Annotated in this window: 18 protein-coding genes; 6 read left to right on the forward strand and 12 right to left on the reverse strand. The window is 52.9% G+C overall.

All coding sequences use genetic code 11. From position 1 onward, the window contains the following. Positions 1–1,004 precede the first annotated feature (1,004 nt). The 4 genes from ABJV08_RS06545 to ABJV08_RS06560 are packed head-to-tail and all read right to left on the reverse strand — an operon-like array spanning position 1,005 to position 3,989. Positions 1,005–1,358, reverse strand: coding sequence for a hypothetical protein (locus tag ABJV08_RS06545; RefSeq protein ID WP_348040225.1), 354 nt, complete (start codon positions 1,356–1,358; stop codon positions 1,005–1,007). Between the two features lie 55 nt (positions 1,359–1,413). Then, positions 1,414–2,490: a glutathione S-transferase family protein gene (locus ABJV08_RS06550; RefSeq protein WP_348040227.1), complete on the reverse strand. Its 1,077-nt coding sequence runs from the start codon at positions 2,488–2,490 to the stop codon at positions 1,414–1,416. Between the two features lie 13 nt (positions 2,491–2,503). Next, positions 2,504–3,298, reverse strand: coding sequence for an SDR family oxidoreductase (locus tag ABJV08_RS06555; RefSeq protein ID WP_348040229.1), 795 nt, complete (start codon positions 3,296–3,298; stop codon positions 2,504–2,506). Positions 3,299–3,335: 37 nt separating this feature from the next. Then, positions 3,336–3,989 carry a DsbA family protein gene (locus ABJV08_RS06560; RefSeq protein WP_348040231.1) on the reverse strand — a complete coding sequence of 218 codons (654 nt, stop codon included), beginning with the start codon at positions 3,987–3,989 and terminating at the stop codon, positions 3,336–3,338. Positions 3,990–4,145: 156 nt separating this feature from the next. Here ABJV08_RS06560 and ABJV08_RS06565 point away from each other — a divergent pair, with 156 nt between their 5' ends. After that, entirely contained in the window at positions 4,146–4,778 is a 633-nt protein-coding gene (locus tag ABJV08_RS06565; protein WP_348040233.1) for a TetR family transcriptional regulator, read from the forward strand. A gap of 132 nt (positions 4,779–4,910) precedes the next feature. On the opposite strand, the gene ABJV08_RS06570 is transcribed toward ABJV08_RS06565, so the two are convergent. The 4 genes from ABJV08_RS06570 to ABJV08_RS06585 all read right to left on the reverse strand — a co-directional run bounded on the left by ABJV08_RS06570 (position 4,911) and on the right by ABJV08_RS06585 (position 7,900). Next, a complete protein-coding gene (locus tag ABJV08_RS06570; RefSeq protein ID WP_348040235.1) occupies positions 4,911–5,513 on the reverse strand; it encodes a 1-acyl-sn-glycerol-3-phosphate acyltransferase in 603 nt (200 codons plus the stop codon). Positions 5,514–5,701: 188 nt separating this feature from the next. Next, on the reverse strand, positions 5,702–7,045 hold the full coding sequence (locus ABJV08_RS06575; RefSeq protein WP_348040236.1) for an AarF/ABC1/UbiB kinase family protein: 1,344 nt from the start codon (positions 7,043–7,045) through the stop codon (positions 5,702–5,704). A 4-nt stretch (positions 7,046–7,049) separates the two neighbouring features. Then, a complete protein-coding gene (locus ABJV08_RS06580; protein WP_348040237.1) occupies positions 7,050–7,544 on the reverse strand; it encodes a DUF427 domain-containing protein in 495 nt (164 codons plus the stop codon). After that, the gene (locus tag ABJV08_RS06585; protein WP_348040239.1) at positions 7,541–7,900 is read right to left on the reverse strand and encodes a DUF393 domain-containing protein; all 360 of its coding nucleotides are present in this window, start codon (positions 7,898–7,900) and stop codon (positions 7,541–7,543) included. Before ABJV08_RS06585 ends, ABJV08_RS06580 begins: the two co-directional genes overlap by 4 nt. 134 nt (positions 7,901–8,034) lie before the next feature. Between ABJV08_RS06585 and ABJV08_RS06590 the strand changes: the two genes are divergently transcribed. The 3 genes from ABJV08_RS06590 (at position 8,035) to ABJV08_RS06600 (ending at position 12,430) form a co-directional block, all read left to right on the forward strand. Next, positions 8,035–8,970 carry an NAD(P)-binding protein gene (locus ABJV08_RS06590; protein WP_348040240.1) on the forward strand — a complete coding sequence of 312 codons (936 nt, stop codon included), beginning with the start codon at positions 8,035–8,037 and terminating at the stop codon, positions 8,968–8,970. A 152-nt stretch (positions 8,971–9,122) separates the two neighbouring features. Beyond that, on the forward strand, positions 9,123–11,477 hold the full coding sequence (locus tag ABJV08_RS06595) for an EAL domain-containing protein (protein ID WP_348040242.1): 2,355 nt from the start codon (positions 9,123–9,125) through the stop codon (positions 11,475–11,477). Positions 11,478–11,698: 221 nt separating this feature from the next. Then, the gene (locus ABJV08_RS06600) at positions 11,699–12,430 is read left to right on the forward strand and encodes a class I SAM-dependent methyltransferase (RefSeq protein WP_348041255.1); all 732 of its coding nucleotides are present in this window, start codon (positions 11,699–11,701) and stop codon (positions 12,428–12,430) included. Positions 12,431–12,504: 74 nt separating this feature from the next. Here ABJV08_RS06600 and lepA read toward each other — a convergent pair whose 3' ends face one another. Then, positions 12,505–14,310, reverse strand: coding sequence for a translation elongation factor 4 (lepA, locus tag ABJV08_RS06605; protein ID WP_348040244.1), 1,806 nt, complete (start codon positions 14,308–14,310; stop codon positions 12,505–12,507). 116 nt (positions 14,311–14,426) lie between these two features. Here lepA and ABJV08_RS06610 point away from each other — a divergent pair, with 116 nt between their 5' ends. Continuing rightward, the gene (locus ABJV08_RS06610) at positions 14,427–14,603 is read left to right on the forward strand and encodes a hypothetical protein (RefSeq protein WP_348040246.1); all 177 of its coding nucleotides are present in this window, start codon (positions 14,427–14,429) and stop codon (positions 14,601–14,603) included. 115 nt (positions 14,604–14,718) lie between these two features. Beyond that, positions 14,719–16,113 carry a porin gene (locus ABJV08_RS06615; protein ID WP_348040248.1) on the forward strand — a complete coding sequence of 465 codons (1,395 nt, stop codon included), beginning with the start codon at positions 14,719–14,721 and terminating at the stop codon, positions 16,111–16,113. Positions 16,114–16,154: 41 nt separating this feature from the next. Here ABJV08_RS06615 and phoU read toward each other — a convergent pair whose 3' ends face one another. The 3 genes from phoU to ABJV08_RS06630 form a co-directional block, all read right to left on the reverse strand. Next, positions 16,155–16,871, reverse strand: a complete 717-nt coding sequence (gene phoU / locus ABJV08_RS06620) for a phosphate signaling complex protein PhoU (RefSeq protein WP_348040250.1) — start codon at positions 16,869–16,871, stop codon at positions 16,155–16,157. Between the two features lie 186 nt (positions 16,872–17,057). Beyond that, positions 17,058–18,098 carry a substrate-binding domain-containing protein gene (locus ABJV08_RS06625; protein ID WP_348040252.1) on the reverse strand — a complete coding sequence of 347 codons (1,041 nt, stop codon included), beginning with the start codon at positions 18,096–18,098 and terminating at the stop codon, positions 17,058–17,060. Positions 18,099–18,255: 157 nt separating this feature from the next. Further along, the gene (locus tag ABJV08_RS06630; protein WP_348040254.1) at positions 18,256–18,879 is read right to left on the reverse strand and encodes a GNAT family N-acetyltransferase; all 624 of its coding nucleotides are present in this window, start codon (positions 18,877–18,879) and stop codon (positions 18,256–18,258) included. Positions 18,880–18,892 lie beyond the last annotated feature (13 nt).

An 18,892-nucleotide genomic window follows, 5' to 3' on the forward strand; every position in this document is an offset into this window, starting at 1 on the left:
CAGAGCGACGGTCAGCAATATCAAGTCGACAAAGACATACTTTTTGTAATTGTCCAATTCTTGATCCATCTTCAGGTTGAAACGCTTTCTAACGATAAAACTCGACGGTATATAGTTTTATCCTGTGACGCATTGATCAAAAAACTTCTCCCGACGACTCAAGTCCGCAATATCCCGAAAGCGGACATTAGCTTAGTTCCCAAACTTGATCTATGTTAGAGCCGTTTATCGATCTCAAAAAATTGAGGGAACTGAAACCGGATGGAGCACTACGGAGATGTCGATCCAGTAAAGGATTGCCAAAGTGGGGGCAACTACGGCCCAAATGGATGGGGTTTCTGTATGTGGGGCTGCGGTCAGGATGACGGCGGACAGCATCGTAGGTTACTCACAAAGTTCGCTAGGAAACATCCCGAAGCTGACTTGAAATTGCCTGTTTATCAAGACGGAGAAGATTGCGTTGAAGGCAAGCTTGTTTGGAACTCTCAACAGGTAGACGTGTATTTTGAAACGGTGTTGGATTATCTATCAGTCTGGTCTGTCGATAAGGAAACAATAGAGATACTGCGTACCTTCTTGCTAGAACTTGCCTAACAAATCCAGTGGCTGCTATATCCCGAAAGCGGACACTAGGAATCATTCCATTCCGTTTGGACAGATGGACCGAAACGTTGTCGCAACATCGTCCTCTGACCAAAATTGAATGTACTTGTAGGTTAGAAAACCTGCTGAATGCCATTTCCATGATCGCCAGTAATTGTATGTCATCACATAACGCTGAATAACATACCCTTGTTTGCTGATACCATTTTTTGAAAGCTTAATCTTCGTAGCTTCACAAACGAAATTCTCTTTTGATTTTGTAAGCTCTGAGTCCACCCAATTACTGAACACCATGAATGAAAAAAATGAGGCGAGCATCAATGCTCCCAGAATGAACAAAAAGATCTTTTTATACATTGTACCTCGGTTTCTACTTTATCCCGAAAGCGGACATTAAAAACCTAGTCTAGGACACCATTTTCATAGTGAAAATGCTCTTGAGACGCCGAAGTGAAATTTTGAATGAACTTTCCGGTCTTGGGATGATCAAGATCTGGCCGGAAAAACTCTTTTTCAACAGCCCAATCATAAATGGGTTTATCCACGGGGTAGATTGTCAAAACTCCTGAAAAGTGGTTCTCGTTTATCCATGTTTCTGCATCAGCGCGTTTGGCAAAGACGGCAGACGCAAAGTCGGCATCCTGCCCATGAAATATCCAGACATGTTCCATTAGAGCTGAATAACACAAGGCTTCTCCGATGCGAATCCAAAATGGAAAAAACCTAACGTCCGCTTTTGCGCCCGAAACGGACATGAGCGCACCATTAGGCAAATGGACTTCTCGGTGGAATGAAGGCCCTTAAACAAAGCTAGGGTAGCCCGCCCTTGAACACGTTCATGGCCTTCCCAAAGGGCAGATGATTATCGCTGTTGAAACCGGATTGCGCCAGAGGCTTCGCATTCCAGAGTATTTCAGCCTCATTATGTGGCAACAGCGCTTTGATCGAATTTTGCTGATCGTCGGACAGTAGATCAAAACGGCGTCGCAATTCTTCGAGGCACCACACGCGATATTGAGATACGGCAATATCCCGGTAGTTGCAGTCCTGCACTGTCATATCAAAGCGCTCTTCATCCTCGGCAAAAGCTTCCGCATTGGCTGCTAACTGCACCAGATGTGTTTCGCATATTTCCTTCAGCAAGGGTCCAGCATCGCGCGGTATTTTTGATACGAATTCTGGCTGGACTTGATCTTTGGCGTGCCACATCCGGGCAACCCATTCATAAACAGCTGGCGCGCTGTTGCGCATAATTTCTGCAGGTGTGGAGTCCTGACCGTAATGCCGAAACATCGGCCCCATCATGCCGAAGTCCGCCATTGACGGCGCATTGCCAAGAAGGAAAGGCCGACTCTCCAGCATCGTGGTCATCGCCGCCAATGCATTGTGATAGTTCTGTTCAATATTGTGGCGCGTCGTTTCCGTAACGCCGTCCCGTTTGACATAGTGGTTCACCTGACGGCGAACAATCATCCTTTGTCTCAACCACCGCGGCAATTTTATATGTCCTGTAACTTCGTCGGTCAGGACATTGGCGGCGTGCTGACGGTCATAGTCATACCACCAGCGATAATACATTGCTGACCGCCACAACCATTCATCGCCATAGTCTTCGATAAGATGGGAAATGAAACCCACAACCGGGTCCTGCGGCAACACCGGGTTATCTTGATGCTGCGTCTCAAGATAGGTAATGATTGGTGTCGTGTCTGACATCCACGTCCCGTCATCATCAACAATCGGCATCTGCACCGCGCCCACTTTTTCTTTCAACATCTCGGCTTCACCATAAGGCGTCGGCAAAAGTGTGTAGGCGATATTCTTATACCGCAAATAGGCTTCCAATTTGCCTGTATAGTAAGAAATCCGTGATCCGTAGACTATCATTTGATCCCCCTCACTAGAAAATGGAGCTGTGCTGGCCGCCATCGATCACTATATTTTGACCAACAATGAATCGCGCCAACCCACTGCATAGGAAAGCCGCCATTGGCGCGAGGTCATCGGCATCCCCCATAGAGCCAACTGGTATGTGATTATGCTCCTTGAAATGCGCTCGCACAATCTCTCGCTCGGGTTCAAGTCCAAATGCATCCGCATAGGCTTCCATGATTTCCGATGCGCCTTCCGTGGCAAACATACCGGGCAATAGGTTGTTCAGGATCACGCCGTGAGGAGCAATTTCCCGGGAAACGCTTGCTGTATAGTTGAGCAATGCGGAGCGTGCCGGGCCAGACATCAACCTCCAGATCATCGGGTTCTTGGCCGAAAAAGTAGCGATATTCACGATCCTGCCCCAGCCTTTTTCCTTCATGGCCGGAATATAATTGCGCATGATTTCAATCGGCCCGATCAAGGCGGTATCGACCGATTCACGCCACATATCGGGCGTTACCTTAAGGAAGTCTCCGTTCGGATCAGGCGGCTTGATCGTGATTACCAGAATGTCAGGATCAGGACATGCGGCAAACAATGCCTGACGACCTTCCTCTGTGGAGGAGTCTGCAACAACCGGAGTTACCGATACCCCATATTTTCCAGCAATTTCTTCTGCGGCCTTTTGAAGCCGTTCCTGGCCGCGAGCAGAAATAACCAAATCGGCTCCGGCTTCCGCCAATCGTTCAGCTGTCGCTCGGCCCATGCCAGCACTGCCGCCAGCCATGATTGCCTTTTTGCCTTTAATCATGAGATCCATTTTTAGGCTCCTTCCGTTAGTAGATAATTTTCACAGATTATTGTTTCGGGGCGCGGCACAGTCCCGCTTCGTCGAGACGCCAGCGCAACGTATCAATGCGGTCCTGGCCGAAAAACGGCTCGCCTTTAAACACCATTGTGGGCACTCCCCAATGGCCGGATTGCTCAAGCAATTTGTGATTTTTCTTTATCTCAGCCTTGGCATCATAATGAGCGAAAGCGCTTTCCATCTCGGACAGATTCAGGCCCGCTTTCTGGGCGGCAAGTGCCAAATGGTCTCCTTGGTCCCAATTCTTGGTTCCGCCCCATAACAAAGCCGCTACGTGATGCGCGAAATCGATACCTTTGCTTTGCCGCTCCGCCTCAACACCGAGCATTGATAATCGCCAAATATTGGGTTGTTCTTTGGGTACCTCATAGGTTTCCATATCCTGGATGACTGGATCCGGTTTCGGCCAGAAAAATGGCAAACCCAGAAACGCCGCACGGCGCCGGGAGTCCATCACGATATATTTGGGACGCTTTTTATCGGCAGCATCGAACACGGTTGATTTGGCGCGCAAGGCAATTGGCAACACTGGGCGCAGCGCAACACTAACCGCATAATCGTCGCGCAGTCGCAGCAAATCTGGTGTTACCAGATAAGAATAGGGGCTTCTGAATGACCAGAATATGTCGACAGTGTTGGCCATGATATTCTCTCCCAAAATTCGCTGGCTGCTGCTGAGCCATAAAATAAGTCCTGCTCGAATGAACGATTAGGTAGCAATACCTATTATTAGGTATTACATACTAATTTGCAACTCCCTTTTACAGGTCACCCGTAAACCGTGAGGATATTGGAACAGATGAAAAAGCGCTCAGCCACAGCAGACCGCATATTGGATGCCAGCCGACGCGCATTTAATGCGAAGGGATATGCCGCGACATCGGTCACAGAAATCGCTGCTGCTCTAGATATGTCTCAAGGCAATTTGACCTATCATTTCCCTACGAAGCGCGACCTAACGACAGCGTTGGAAGACGATTTGCTATTGTTGATGAAAGATCATCGCACAGCCCCGAAAACCGGAACATTGGCTGACGAGTATATCGATCATTTGCTATTCGGAATGCAGCTGACGTGGCGCTACCGCTTCCTTCTGCGTGACCGGATGCATTATGCAGGCGAACCGGTTGGTCGGCGACCAGATTCGGAGCTGAATGCCGACTATGATGGACTAATCGCCTTACTCAAGCGAATTGATAAAGAGCGTCTTTTCGCAGAAGATAAGGGACAGAGCATAGATGTTCTGGGCCGATCATTATGGATCGTCAGCCGCTATTGGGTTGATCACCTGCGCGAACTAGAAGGGCTTGAGCAAGTCGGCTGGGACGACCAAAAGCGCGGAATTGAACATCATCTTGCGGTTCTGTTTCCATATTTGAAGGCCTCGGCGCAACGCGAGCTCAAAGCAGCGTTGGATAATCGGCAAATATAGAAGATTGTCGACATTTAGAGCAATCTCGATTGGCGGAGTAACTGGCAGTCTTTCATCAAATTTCTAATGTCCGCCCTTCTACCCATAGGCAACGCCAAGACCTTTGAATGCTAGGCAGAACTTAAACCTAAATCACTGATTTTTCTGATTAATCCCAAAGAAATTTGCATCAACGAAAGCCTTTATGGCTGCATTGTCTTCGTCATTATTCCTGCCTGTATATTTCCATATATCTTCATGCAGGACGACTTCTTTTGACCGGGCGTCAATGCCGATCAATGCGATGGGCACCCCCGCAGCCTTTGAGATACGCAGATATCCCTTTTTATATGCGCTGACTTTGCTGCGCGTGCCTTCAGGTGTTATTCCCAACCAGACATTTTCGTTACGACCGAACCAGTTCACCATTTGCGATGTCACATTTTTTTGCGACAAACGGTCAATCGGCACGCCACCCAGATATTTGAAGAAACCGCGGAGCGGCCAGCGAAACACCTCTCTTTTCATCATGAAGGAAACTTTGAGCCCGACCGATTGCATACATGCCATGGCAATTATGAAATCCCAATTGGATGTATGCGGCATGCCGGCGATGATGAGCTTTTTTTCCGGCGGCAGCTTTCCGACCATTTTCCAGCCCATGCACCGCAACACGATGCGTCCAAGCCATCGCGTCAAACCATTTCCCACACGTGGGCTGGATGCAGAAAGTATGTTGTCATGAACTTTTCTCATCCTTGATATCCACTTTTTGAAGATGCCGTGAAATCAAACGTCAATTCGAACTGAGTTGCACCAGTGAATATTGTTCGAAAATAGGTCATCTCAGTCTTGTCCCAATGGCTTCGCTAAAGAGCAATAGGTCCAAAAGGCAAAATGGGTTCGCCTTAGACCGGTCAAAGCAGATACCAAAACCAAACGGGTCACCCCTGCCCCTCCTCTATGTCCCAATGTTCAGCGACCAATTCTCTCACATCTAACCTTACTTTCAAACGCGCCGCGAGCAAGGCCATGCCGCTAATTTTACGCTGAACGAAAAGCAAATCCGTTGGCGGTATATGCCATGCTGCTTTGTCCGCTGCCACATCCATACCCTGTTCGCGTAATATGGTGACAAAAGCACGATCGCCGAAATCGAATATGCCCGGGCGATTGAGTTCACCGATAATGACATCAATCATTGCATCGATCCGCTCACCATGCCGGTCGATGGCGGTTTGACTAACAAAGCCCGTTGCAACCGCCTCGTCACGCACAGCATCATGATCACCCTGCAAGGCAGCGGTGATCAATCTGCGATAACCGTCTGCAACGTCCGCCTTGACCTGTCTGGTTGCCCCAAAATCCAACAGCACCAGATTGCCATTTTCCGGCCGATAGCGATAATTGGCAAAATTGGGGTCCGATTGAATGATCCCAAAGTCAAATATTTCCCGCATGACCAATTTAAACAACAGACGCATGGCGGCATCGCGCACATCCTGTGGCGCGTCGACAAGGCTCTCTATGGCTTCGCCCTCGACGAAACTCATGGCCAACACTTGATCCGTCGTAAATTCGGCGTCGAGAACCGGAATGACATAATCATTTGAACCAGCAAGCAACGCGCCGAAACGCTTCAGATACCGTCCTTCCCGAACATAATCCGCCTCTTCATGAAGCTGTTTTTTGGCCTCTTCCAATAAGGGCCCAATATCCAGTTCAGTTGGCAAAAGATTCGAAACCCGCAGCAAAGTTGCGACATTGTCAACATCCGCATCGATGCTTTCCCTGACGCCAGGATATTGGACCTTTATCGCAAGGTCGCGACCATCAGGAGTCTTGGCCCGATGGACTTGACCAATAGAGGCCGCAGCGATCGGCGTCGCGCCAAAATGGGCAAAGCGTTTGCGCCAATCCGTCCCCCATTGCTGCGTCAAAACACGCTGCAACTGTTGCGGCGGCATCCGGTGCGCATTATCGCGCAGACGCGCCATGATCTCCGTCAGTTCTGGCGGCAGCATGTCTCCAGCATCCATCGAGATCATTTGCCCGATCTTCATCGCGGCACCACGCAAATGCGATAAGCGATCAGCCACTCTGGCGATGTTACCGGGCGTCAGCATCATGTCACGCAAGGCGGGGCGCTCGCCGTCCGCAAGGCGCCGCGCGCCTTCCGCAAGCATGCCCCCGGCGACTCCGCTGGCCAATCGCCCGAATTGACCCAGGCGGGACATGCGTCTGCTTGGCACCGCGCGATTCTTCTGTTTATTGCTATCGTCGGTCATAGCCTTACCACCCCCGGCTTCCTGGCATTCCTTTGAAAGGACCCGCGAGATTGCTGGTTATCCAGCCGCCGTAAAACGCGCCGGATTGCGGGGTTACAGTTTCACCATCGACGCTGCACCGGTCAAAGGGCGCAGCATAAAAGGCAATATGGTCGCGCAATATAAGAAAATGAGCGGTTGGCATGGGATAGCTCCATCCAATGCGAGGCAATATCGTGTCGCCCATGACAACATCCCAATAGACGGCCGCTCCTTTCCACTCGCAAAAAGAGGTTCCCTCAGCCCGGTGCAATATGCCGTCAGCAATGTCGGATAACGGAATATAATATGTAGGGGGATGACTGGTTTCGAGCGTCCGGGCACTCTTGCGCGTGTCGACCAAAATTTGTCCCTCATGCTCAATCATGACCCGGGAATGGCATGGCTCCGCCACCGCTGGGCGGGGGTAATCCCAGACGCTCTCTTGGCCCGGTTCTATGGGATCCGGTCGAGCCCTCATGATTGCACCCGCCCGCCGGCGTAGCGTTGCAGGCGGGGGCGCACGTTCAAAAACAACCGATAACCGGTCTCGAGAATCGACAAAACTCCCGGGATACGGGCAGCAAGACCCAGCGGGCGCAAAAGCGGAACGGCACGCCACATAGCAGCGAAAGCAGCGGCTCCTGACAATAAGACCCCGCTTTCTTGTGCATGAAACCGGTTCAGCATGAATGTGCGATCGAGCGGACAGGATATATTTGGCGACGTCAGGTCGACAAAATCAATGGCATCATTTTTGTCCAGTCTCCGCACCATTGCAATCTCGCGAAGACACAAGGGACACCCCCCGTCATACCAGATAATAATCTTACTCATCGCCCGTTGGGACATATTGCGACCTAAGCCCTTCTTTGTCAGAGAAACTCCCCTGCCATCTTGGCGGAATTTAAACTCTCGGTCCTATATGTAAGCCTTTGCGTTATATGACCATACGGCTGAAAGACCTAGTTATGAACATTGCCATCTTGGGTGCCGGCCTCTCCGGTTTGGCTTGCGCGGACCTTTTGGTCGCTGCAGGACATCAAGTATCGCTACTTGATAAAGCCCGCGGTCCGGGCGGCCGCATGTCCACACGGCGCATTGACACGGCCATCGGACAGGTCAGCTTTGACCATGGCGCTCAACATTTCACCGCCCGCGATCCGGCCTTTCAAAAAATCGTCAAACAATGGCAAGATGCTGGCGCAGTCGCGCCATGGCCAGCGGCCGGGCCGGACGCATGGGTGGGCGTCCCGGCAATGAACGCGCCCATCAAGGCATCTGCAACCGATCATGATGTCACATGGTCAACACGCATCGATGCTTTGGTGAAACAGCAAAATGGCTGGCAATTGCGGAGCCATGGCCATCTTATCGAGATGCTTTTTGACGCCGTCATTCTTGCAGTTCCGGCGGAACAGGCCGCGGTTCTATTGGCACCGGTGGAAGAAAATTTCCAGGCGATGGCTGCGAAAACCGTCTCCGCTCCATGCTGGACATTGATGTTGGCATTTGCTGATCCCATCGAAACAGACATAAAAACCATATCTGATGATGCCATCATCGGCTGGGCTGCGAGAAATACAGACAAACCCGGTCGTACGGGGCCGGACAGCTGGGTTGTCCAGGCCTCTCCAGACTGGTCTCGGGTGCATCTAGAAGACAGTCAGGATATGGTCATCACAGCTTTGTCTGCCCGCTTTGCAACGTTGCTGGACGTTGCTTTGCCCGAGCCACTTGTCGCATCAGCGCACCGATGGCGCTACGCACGGTCGGGGTCAGCGGACCAGGGTTCGCTGTACAATGAGCAATTGAAGATCGGCGTTTGCGGCGACTGGTTAATCGGCCCCAGAATCGAATGTGCTTGGTTATCTGGGACCGCGCTTGCACGGAAGATGCTTGCCTGATCCATAGCCTGATCGTGGGGAAGGCACATCGTCGACCGCGCCCGCCTCCTGATTGACTGCATGACCTTTTGACAGAGCGAAAGGCCTTAAGTCCTCGAGAAACAACCGTAAATCCTTTTGACAACGGTTGATAAGTCGGAAGGTGACAATTCTTGAGTCAGACATCATCGCTTGATCTCGAGGATCAGTTGCTCAGTCGGCAAATGTCCGACTTTATCTCAAACGTTCGCGGCGCGGCGATGGGAACGCTTTTGAGCGCGATCATCATTGTGTCAACCTTGGCAACGGCGGAACATGCCACTTTCTGGATCAGCTGGATTGCCGCTCTTTTGCTGCTCGACGGATTGCGGCTCAAACATACGTTTGATTTTGACAGCCATTCAACCGACCCAGCCTATATCCGCAAGAACGCGATCTACGCAACGATCCTCGCCAAATGTTGTGGTCTTAACTGGGCAATTGCCTTTGCTGTCTTGTGGCAGCATGCACAAAGTCCTGGTGAATATCTGATTTTGTGCGTTCTGGCGGCGGGCATTATGTCCACTGCCCTGCTCCAATATCGCCACCTGAAACCAGCGGCCTATCTCCTGATGATCGCCTGTATATTGGCTGGCACCGGCATAGCCTCTCTATATCCTGTCGGCTTGGCCATTCCCATCATATTGCTGACATGGGTGCATGGCATCATCATCCTGCGCGGCGTTTCTGACCATTCGCGTTTCTATCGCGAGCGGCTCATCGAAGAGATTGAATTGGAACGCTCGGAGCAGACCGTGCGATTGCTGTTGCACGAATATGAAGCCTCTGCCTCGGACTGGTTGTGGGAAGTCGATCCAACGGGCCGGCTGCTCGACATCACCGAACGGTTTTCGGAAGCGGCGGCGCGGTCGGCGGAAGACCTAGAAGGCTGCGAACTTTTATCGCTTTTTGTGGATGGGCCTGATCGCGACATGCTGAAACGCCATATCAACGCTCGCACTGGATTTCGCGACCTGATCATTCAATTGGCGGGACGAGAGAGCGAAACCTGGTGGTCGATATCCGCCAAGCCTTTGGATGGCGGCACGATGCGCGGCGTGATGAGCGATGTCACAGCCCAAACATTGGGCGACAAGAAACTCTCGCGCATGGCTAGAAGCGATTCGCTTACCGGCCTTGCGAACCGTATGAAGTTTAACGAAACTCTGGTTGATCTGTCCAGAAACGACGCCAGCTCCCATACGCTGCTGTTTGTTGATCTCGACAAGTTCAAGATCATCAACGACACGCTGGGGCATGGCGCCGGAGACATCTTGCTGGTCGCGGTGGCAAAGCGGATCGTTCAAGAATCCGGTACCGAAACGCTGGTCGCCCGCTTGGGTGGCGATGAATTTGCGGTCGTGACCAAGGCAAAAATCACTCTACAACAATCCCACGACCTGGCTGACCGACTGGTCGCGCGCCTCTCGGACCCGTTCAAGATCGCAGGGAAAGTTATAAGAATGTCGGCCAGCATCGGCATTGCCCATAATGACGAGCGCACTGTCGAGCCTGAAGAATGGATGCGCCGCGCAGACCTGGCGCTCTATGCAGCGAAAGATGACGGACGAAATTGCCATCGGGACTATAATGCGACGCTTCACGAATTGGAGCGCCAGCGTCATGAGCTGGAACTGGATCTGCGCACGGCTTTAACGGAAGGCCAGTTTTCGCTCGACTTCCAGCCACAGCTTGATTTCGCGACCGGAAAGCCATCCGGAATGGAGGCCCTGGTACGATGGAACCATCCGGTTCGCGGGTTGATCATGCCCGATCAATTTATCAGCATCGCAGAAGAAAATGGTCTCATCATATCGCTTGGCGAATGGATTGTCCGCGACGCCTTGCGGCAAGCCGCCGAATGGCGCGAACCACTGACGATTGCCCTGAACCTGTCTTCGGTCCAGATCCGTTCCGAACGTTTCATTGCCGTGCTCATGCAGTCGCTAGCGGCCACCGGAGTAGCTCCCGGTCGAGTAGAGTTGGAAATCACTGAAACGGCACTGCTGCACGATACCAAAGAGAATGTGGAAACGCTGCACAAGCTGCGCGCCATTGGCGTCCGCATTGCCCTTGATGATTTTGGCACAGGCTATTCCTCGTTAAACTATCTGCGCGCTTTTCCCTTCGATACGATCAAAATCGATCGTTGTTTCGTGACCGATTTGGCAACCCGCTCAGATTGCCAAGCGATCATCAAAGCGATTGTCGGCCTGGCCCAAGAATTGGGCATGAAAACGGTCGCCGAAGGGATTGAAGAACGCGAACAATTTCAATGGCTCGAAGCGATCGGCTGTACGGCGGCGCAAGGCTATTATATATCGCGACCCATCTCATCAGAAAATCGATCAGCAAAAGCGACGGGGCAAAATGTGGAACCAAGCTACCAACCGATCACACCCTATATAAACGGCAGCAAGAGAGACGTTTCGCAATGGTCAAACCCGGCGCTCTTCGAAAGCCCAACACGGCGCAGCGGCAACGGTTGAACCGTTCGTCCTACCGTACACGGATGCTTATCATCTTCTAAACTCGGTCCTTACCGCCAGAGGGATGCTCCGAATTCCCAATTCATTGCTTTAGCAAATCGCCATTGCCCCAAACGTTGCGCTCCCCTAATCTGGTATGCATGACTTTTTGGAACCACGCCTTGCACCGATTCCGTAGAATGGAAATGCCTTGGCAACACCGCGCCTTGGCCGCTCCGCTGATGCTCTCGCTTCTCGTTACGCCGCTGACAGCCTGTAAGCGGGTCGAGGATCCGGATGCCGACCGGGCAGAAACCGCGCGGGCTTATCCGCCGGCTTCGCGGCCGGTATCAGATCTGGCTGGCAATCAATGGTCGACCGAAACGGCGCGCGACAAGCGCGGTGAAGCAGAAGAAATTATGAAAGCGGCGGGGCTGCAGCCGGGCATGACGGTTGCCGATATCGGTGCAGGAGAAGGCTATTATACGGTGCGCCTCGCCGAAAAAGTTGGCGCCAAGGGACGTGTACTGGCGCAGGATATTGACCAAGGTGCGATCGACCGGCTGGCCGAACGGGTCAACCGCGATGCCTTGGACAATGTCTCGATCAAACTTGGTGCGCCGGACAGCCCTAGACTGCCAGAGAATAGCTTTGATCGTGTTTTCCTTGTCCACATGTATCATGAAGTCCGCGAACCCTATGCCTTTCTCTCACGCCTGCGCCCTGCTCTGCTGGCAAAGGATGGAGCCGAAGGGGCTGGCGAGGTCATCGTGGTTGATGTCAATCGCGACTTTGCGCAGCACGGAATTCCACCGAAGCAGCTTTTCTGCGAGTTTGAAGCCGTAGGCTATGAACTGGTCGGCTTCATGGAGCGGCCGGAACTGGGCGGCTATTTCGCAAAATTCCGAGCAAAAGGACCGCCGATACTGCCCGGGAAAATAACGCCTTGTCCCTATGAGAGAGACAGCGACTAGCGATCAATTCGCTCTCGAATCCAACCTAAACCGGCGGAAGAACAGCAATGCCTGGCTTGCGCCTCGGATAGGTCCTAGCCTTCATCGCCCATCTTCAGGGCAGCAATAAACGCTTCCTGCGGAATGCTGACATTGCCATATTCGCGCATCTTGGCCTTGCCCTTTTTCTGCTTGTCGAGCAGCTTCTTCTTCCGGCTGATGTCGCCGCCATAGCATTTCGCGGTAACATCCTTGCGCATCGCAGAGATTGTTTCGCGGGCAATCACCTTGCCGCCGATAGCGGCCTGAACCGGTATTTTGAACAGATGGCGCGGGATCAGGTCTTTCAAACGCTCGCACATGTGACGCCCGCGGGCTTCGGCAGCATCGCGGTGGACAATCATGCTCAGCGCATCGACCGGATCGCCGTTGACCATGATGTTCATCTTCACCAGCTGGCCGGTGCGCAGGCCGATCTGGTGATAGTCAAAGCTCGCATAGCCGCGCGAAATACTCTTCAGTCTGTCATAGAAATCGAACACCACCTCGTTGAGCGGTAGCTCATAGACCACCTGCGCCCGGTCACCGACATAAGTCAGGTTCTTCTGCACCCCGCGCCGGTCTTGGCAGAGCTTCAATATGCCGCCGAGATATTCATCGGGACAATAGATGGTTGCCTCGATCCACGGTTCCTCGATCTCGCGGATCTTGACGACATCCGGCATGTCCGCCGGATTGTGCAAAAATTGCTCGCTGCCGTCGTTCATCTCTATCCGGTAGACCACTGACGGAGCGGTGGTGATCAGGTCGAGATCATATTCGCGGGTCAGCCGCTCCTGAACAATCTCCAGATGGAGAAGCCCCAGGAAACCACAACGGAAGCCCTGCCCCAAGGCGGCGCTGGTTTCCATCTCGAACGTGAAGCTGGCGTCGTTCAGCCGCAGCTTGCCGATGCTTTCGCGCAATTTCTCGAAGTCCGCCGCGTCAACCGGGAACAACCCGCAGAAAACCACCGACTGCACTTCCTTAAACCCGGGAAGCGGCTCCGGCGCCGGGTTTTTCACCGTCGTAATCGTATCGCCGACCGCGGTCTGGCTGACTTCCTTGATCTGCGCGGTGATAAAGCCGATTTCGCCCGCCGCCAGCTCTGGCAACTGCTCGACCTTCGGCCGCATACAGCCAACGCGGTCGACCAGATGCTCGGTGCCCTGTGCCATGAACTTGATCCGCTGACCCTTGGTCAGTACCCCGTCGATCACCCGCACCAGAATCACCACACCCAGATAAGGGTCATACCAGCTATCGACCAGCATCGCCTTGAGCGGCTTGTCGCGATCACCGCCCGGTGGCGGGATTTTGACAACAATCTGCTCCAAGATATCCTCGATACCAATGCCCGACTTGGCACTGGCCGACACCGCTTCCGATGCATCCAGCCCGATAATTTCTTCAATCTCATTGCGCACCCGCTCCGGCTCGGCGGCCGGCAGGTCGATCTTGTTCAGCACCGGAATAATCTCGTGATCATGTTCGATCGACTGATAGACATTGGCGAGCGTCTGCGCCTCGACCCCCTGTGCCGCATCGACCACCAGCAAAGCGCCTTCGCAAGCCGCCAACGAACGCGACACTTCATAAGCAAAATCAACATGGCCCGGCGTGTCCATCAGGCTGAGTTCATAAGTCTCGCCATCCTTCGCCGTATAGTTCAGCCGCACCGTCTGCGCCTTGATCGTAATCCCGCGCTCGCGCTCGATATCCATATTGTCGAGCACCTGCGCGCTCATCTCCCGCTCGGTCAGCCCGCCAGTATGCTGGATCAGCCGGTCAGCGAGAGTCGATTTGCCATGATCGATATGGGCGATGATGGAGAAATTGCGGATATGGGAACGTTCAGTCATGCGCGCCCGTTAGCAGGGGCGTGCCGCAATGTCAGCAGGAAACGTCTACCGGGGAACGCAACTATCGGGAGATCGCGCATCTTGCCCGTCTTCCCGCAAGCCACTAAGCCCAGCCCATGCGAACCCGCCAAAATGTCTGCCAGAAGAAAAAGCGCTTTCCCAGCGAGGCGGACGCTATCGCGGCAGCGCAAAGTGCAAGCATTGACCTTCGCCCCTATCACTGTGATCGCTGCTTCCAATATCATCTGACCAGCCGGACCAAGGGCAAGCGCCGCTTGCCTACTGTCGACTGAGACGCGCCTCCCCCGCTTTGTCACAAACGTGAAATAAATCTGCCATGAAAGGGAAACGCCCGGGTCATAGATCATCCTCCATCATGCAACGTAAATGCAACAGACGGATGATTCTATGAAAAACCCCATGCTCAAAACCATTGGCCTGCTGGCCGGCACCGCGACGATCGCGCTATATCCCGCATCGGCCATGGCGGAAACCATCTCTGCCGAGCAAGCGGCAACCCTGTTGAACAAATTGGATGCGCTGGAGCGCGAGGTTGCCGATCTGCGGCGGCAATTGGGCAATGTGCAGGTAAGCCAAGAGCAATCAGCCATCACCATCGCCACGGCCGAAGCGAAAATTGCTGCTACCGAGGAACAGATCAAGCAGCAGAAACCGGTCAAAGTGGCCTGGAAAGGCGCACCGGAGATGAAGGGCGAGGACGGCTGGAGCTTCAAACCGCGCGGCCGCATCCAATATGATTTTGGCACGGTCAATGCGCCGGCGGCCATTAACGATGCCGGTCTAGGCTTTGCCAATGAAGCCCGTCGAACCCGCATCGGTGCGTCCGGATCAATGCCAGGCGGATTTGGCTATAAGCTGGAACTGGACTTTGCCGGCAATGATCTCGCTCTGACCGACGCATTCTTCACCTATAAGGATGACGGGCTGAAGGTTACACTGGGACAACATAATACGTTCCAGGGTCTCGAGGAGCTGTCGAGCAGCAACGACACCAGCTTTATCGAACGCGCCGCCTATACCGATGCCTTCGGCTTTGAACGGCGAGTAGGTATTTCTGCCGAATATAAAATATCGGACCTGTTGTTTCAGGCCGGTGTCTTCACCGCCAATATGGATGACCTGACCAACGACGAGGATAATAGTATCGGCTTTGATGTGCGTGCCGTGGCAATGCCTAAATTTGGCGATACCCAGACGCATTTCGGGGCATCCTACCATTATCGCGATCTCGGCGATTCGATCAATTCGCGCCGCTATCGCCAGCGCCCTGTGGTGCACTTCACCGATACGCGCTTCATCAACACCGGCAATATCAGCGATGCCAAATCCGAGACCAGCTATGGTCTTGAATCCGCGGTTATCGCGGGCCGCTTCCATGCGACAGCAGAAGCCCATTGGTTGAAGCTGAACCGCACCGGTAATCTAGCCGACCCGACCTTCTTCGGCGGAGCAATCGAGGCAGGATTCTTCCTGACCGACGACACGCGTGCTTATAAAAATGGCATATTCAAAGGGATTAAAGTGTCCAATCCGGTCGGCAAAGGCGGATTGGGTGCTTGGCAAATCAATGTCCGCTATGACCATCTCGATCTGACCGATGCGGGAATTACCGGGGGCACACAAGACAGCTATCAGGCATCTCTGATCTGGACCCCGATCGACTATGTCCGGTTCATGCTCTCCTACTATAAACAGGATTATAGCAATGCAGCGATCCTCGCTGCGGGCAACGGCAACTACGACGTCGATGCCTTCGCCGGACGGTTCCAGATCAGCTTCTGACGAGCTGACGGCGGCGCGGAATATTGCTTGGATAACGGACACTATTGGTCTTCCCAGATAGTCCCGACATCGTCGCCCTTGTTGCGATCGGGCATTTGGCGGCCGGTCTCGGAGAAATAGGTCAGTTCGGCGATATTGGTCGCATGATCACCAATCCGTTCCAGATGCTTTGCAATGAAAAGAAGATGCGCGGATTCGCTGATATAGGCCGGATTCTCGACCATATAGGTTATGATCGAGCGGAAGATGCTGGTGTAGAAATGATCCAAAGTCTGATCTTTGGCCCACACCGACACCGTCATATCAACATCGCCATCGGCATAGGCTTTGAACGAATCCCGGACCAGTTCGGCAGCAATATTCGCCATTGAGGGCAACAGCGCGGCGGGTTCAATCTTGTGGCTGGATTCTGCAACCAAAGGCACCCGTTTGGCAATATTCTTAGCATAGTCGCCAATGCGCTCGGCAATGCTTGAAATCTTGAACGTCGCAATCAGATGACGAAGATCATCCGCCATCGGTGCCCGCAGAGCGATTGTCTGGATCGACAATGCGTCGATCTTTCGTTCCAGCTCATCAATTTCACGGTCATCCGCAACCACAGATTTGGCCAGTTCAAGGTCATTTTTCTCAAGCGCCTCAATCGAACGGGATATGGCGATGGTGCTCTTTTCACCAATCTCGAGGACCATTTTTCTCAGATCGAGAATTTCGGCATCAAAGGCCGTCACGGTATGTTGCGAAGTGCCGGTATTCATGGAATTTCCTCATTATAAGGAGCTGTTGTAACAAAAATGTCATAAACTAAGCAATGCAATTGCGGTTTCGCCATTTTGTCGGAGATGGTCCGGCGGGTCATTGTTCGTTTGAATTTCCGACAAAAAAAGGGGCTGTTGTCGCCAACAGCCCCCTTCCTTGTCTAGTTCCAAGGAAATATGGATCGTCTATTCCAGCACGTCTTTGCTGAGAATAGGCAGGTTTTTTGTAACTTCCATCATCGATACCCGCGTTTCATCCGGGGAAGCGATCAGACCAGCTTTGACCAGATAGCCATCCCGCGTTCCCGCGTTGACGAATTCAGTGATATATTCCTGAATCCCTGGGATGACGCCGATATGCTGTTTTTTCACATAAATGTAGAGCGGCCGGGCACCGGGATATTCACCGGAGGCAATCGCATCATAAGCAGGTTGAACGCCAGAGACCGCGATCCCGCGTACGGTATCGAGGTTTTCTTCGAGAAAGCTATAGCCAAAGACACCAACCGCATTGGGGTTTGATTTCAGCTTTTGCACGATCAGATTGTCATTTTCGCCCGTGTCCAGATATGGACCGTCCGTCCGGATCTCGTGGCAAATCAACTTATATTCATCCTTATTGCTCTTCTTGAGGTCTTTGGTCGCCGCATCCGTCTTGCAGCCAACTTCCATGATCAGTTCGGTCAAGGCGTCGCGCGTCCCTGACGTCGAAGGCGGGCCATAGACACTGATCGGAATCGACGGCAGGGAAGCGTCAATATCGGACCAGTTTTTGGTGACATTGTCCTTGCCAAAAGGTTTGGCGGCAATAGCTTTGTAGATTTGCTCGGGGGTCAGCGCGAAACTAGGACCTTCCTTCGATTGCGCCACAGCGATACCATCGATGCCAATGTTGATTTCCACGACGTCCGTAACACCATTTGTCGCACATAATTCAAATTCGGACGCTTTCATGCGGCGCGAGGCATTTTCAATATCCGGCGTGTCAGCGCCAACACCTGAACAGAATAGGCTCATGCCAGCACCCGTCCCGGTTGATTCCAGAACCGGAGCTTTAAAACTCGCAGCACTGACAAAATTCTCAGCTACAGCTTTTGCAAAGGGGAATACGGTCGAGGATCCGACTATGCGGATCTGCTCGCGGCTGCCACCGCCGCCGCCAGCTTGATTTTCACAGCCCGCCAGTGCGAGTGTGGCTACGGCTAAAATTGCAATTTTGGTTTTCATCAAAAGATCCTTGTCGATAGTTGACTGCGTCGAAGGTTGATATCGCACCGTTTAAAACGGTGCGACCGTTCGAACATGCATCTACGACCGCTCAATGACTTTTGAATTACAGATATGTTTCACAATTGTTTCAGCGGCAGGCGATTGGAAGCCGGCGCTAACGAGCTATTCTCTTCATCGCCTCCAGCGGCGGACTATCCGATGCAGCGTGGAACAACTCGATCCGCTCAAAACCGAGGCTGGCGTAGAACCGCTGGTTCGCCGGATTGCTGTTTTCCAAATAGGCTATGGTGCCTTTCTCGTCGCAGGCGTCGAGAACCGGCTGGATCAGCCTCCGACCAAGCCCTCTGCCTCGGCCAGCGCTCCCCACTCCCACCGTAAACAGATAAGCATGCGGTTCCTTTAGGTGATGTTTTGCCATCGCTTCTCCGGCCGCTTTACCGCGCATCAGCGCAGAAAAGCCGCCGCTCGCCAACAACCCCCAATAGGTTTGCAACATCCCGGTCAGCGGAGAATCTGCTTTGTCCTCCGGCAGCAACCACATGGTCGCGGCGCGGCCTTCGCCCTCTTCACTCAATATCTGGCAAAAGCCGTTGGGCGTGTAAACATGACGGGCCAGATTGGCAAAGGTGCGATGCATCGGACCAAAGCCGCCGAACAACCAGCTGTTGAAGGGATCATCGCGAAACGCGTCAGCGGTTATATCCGAAAGAGCTGTGACGCTCTCAGTGCCCACTGTCTGGATGTCTTCTCCCAGAGCAATGTCAGATGCTTTCAACATCCGCGTAAAGGCC

Origin of the sequence: Parasphingorhabdus sp., assembly GCF_039982395.1 — a bacterium.
Taxonomy (GTDB): Bacteria; Pseudomonadota; Alphaproteobacteria; order Sphingomonadales; family Sphingomonadaceae; genus Parasphingorhabdus.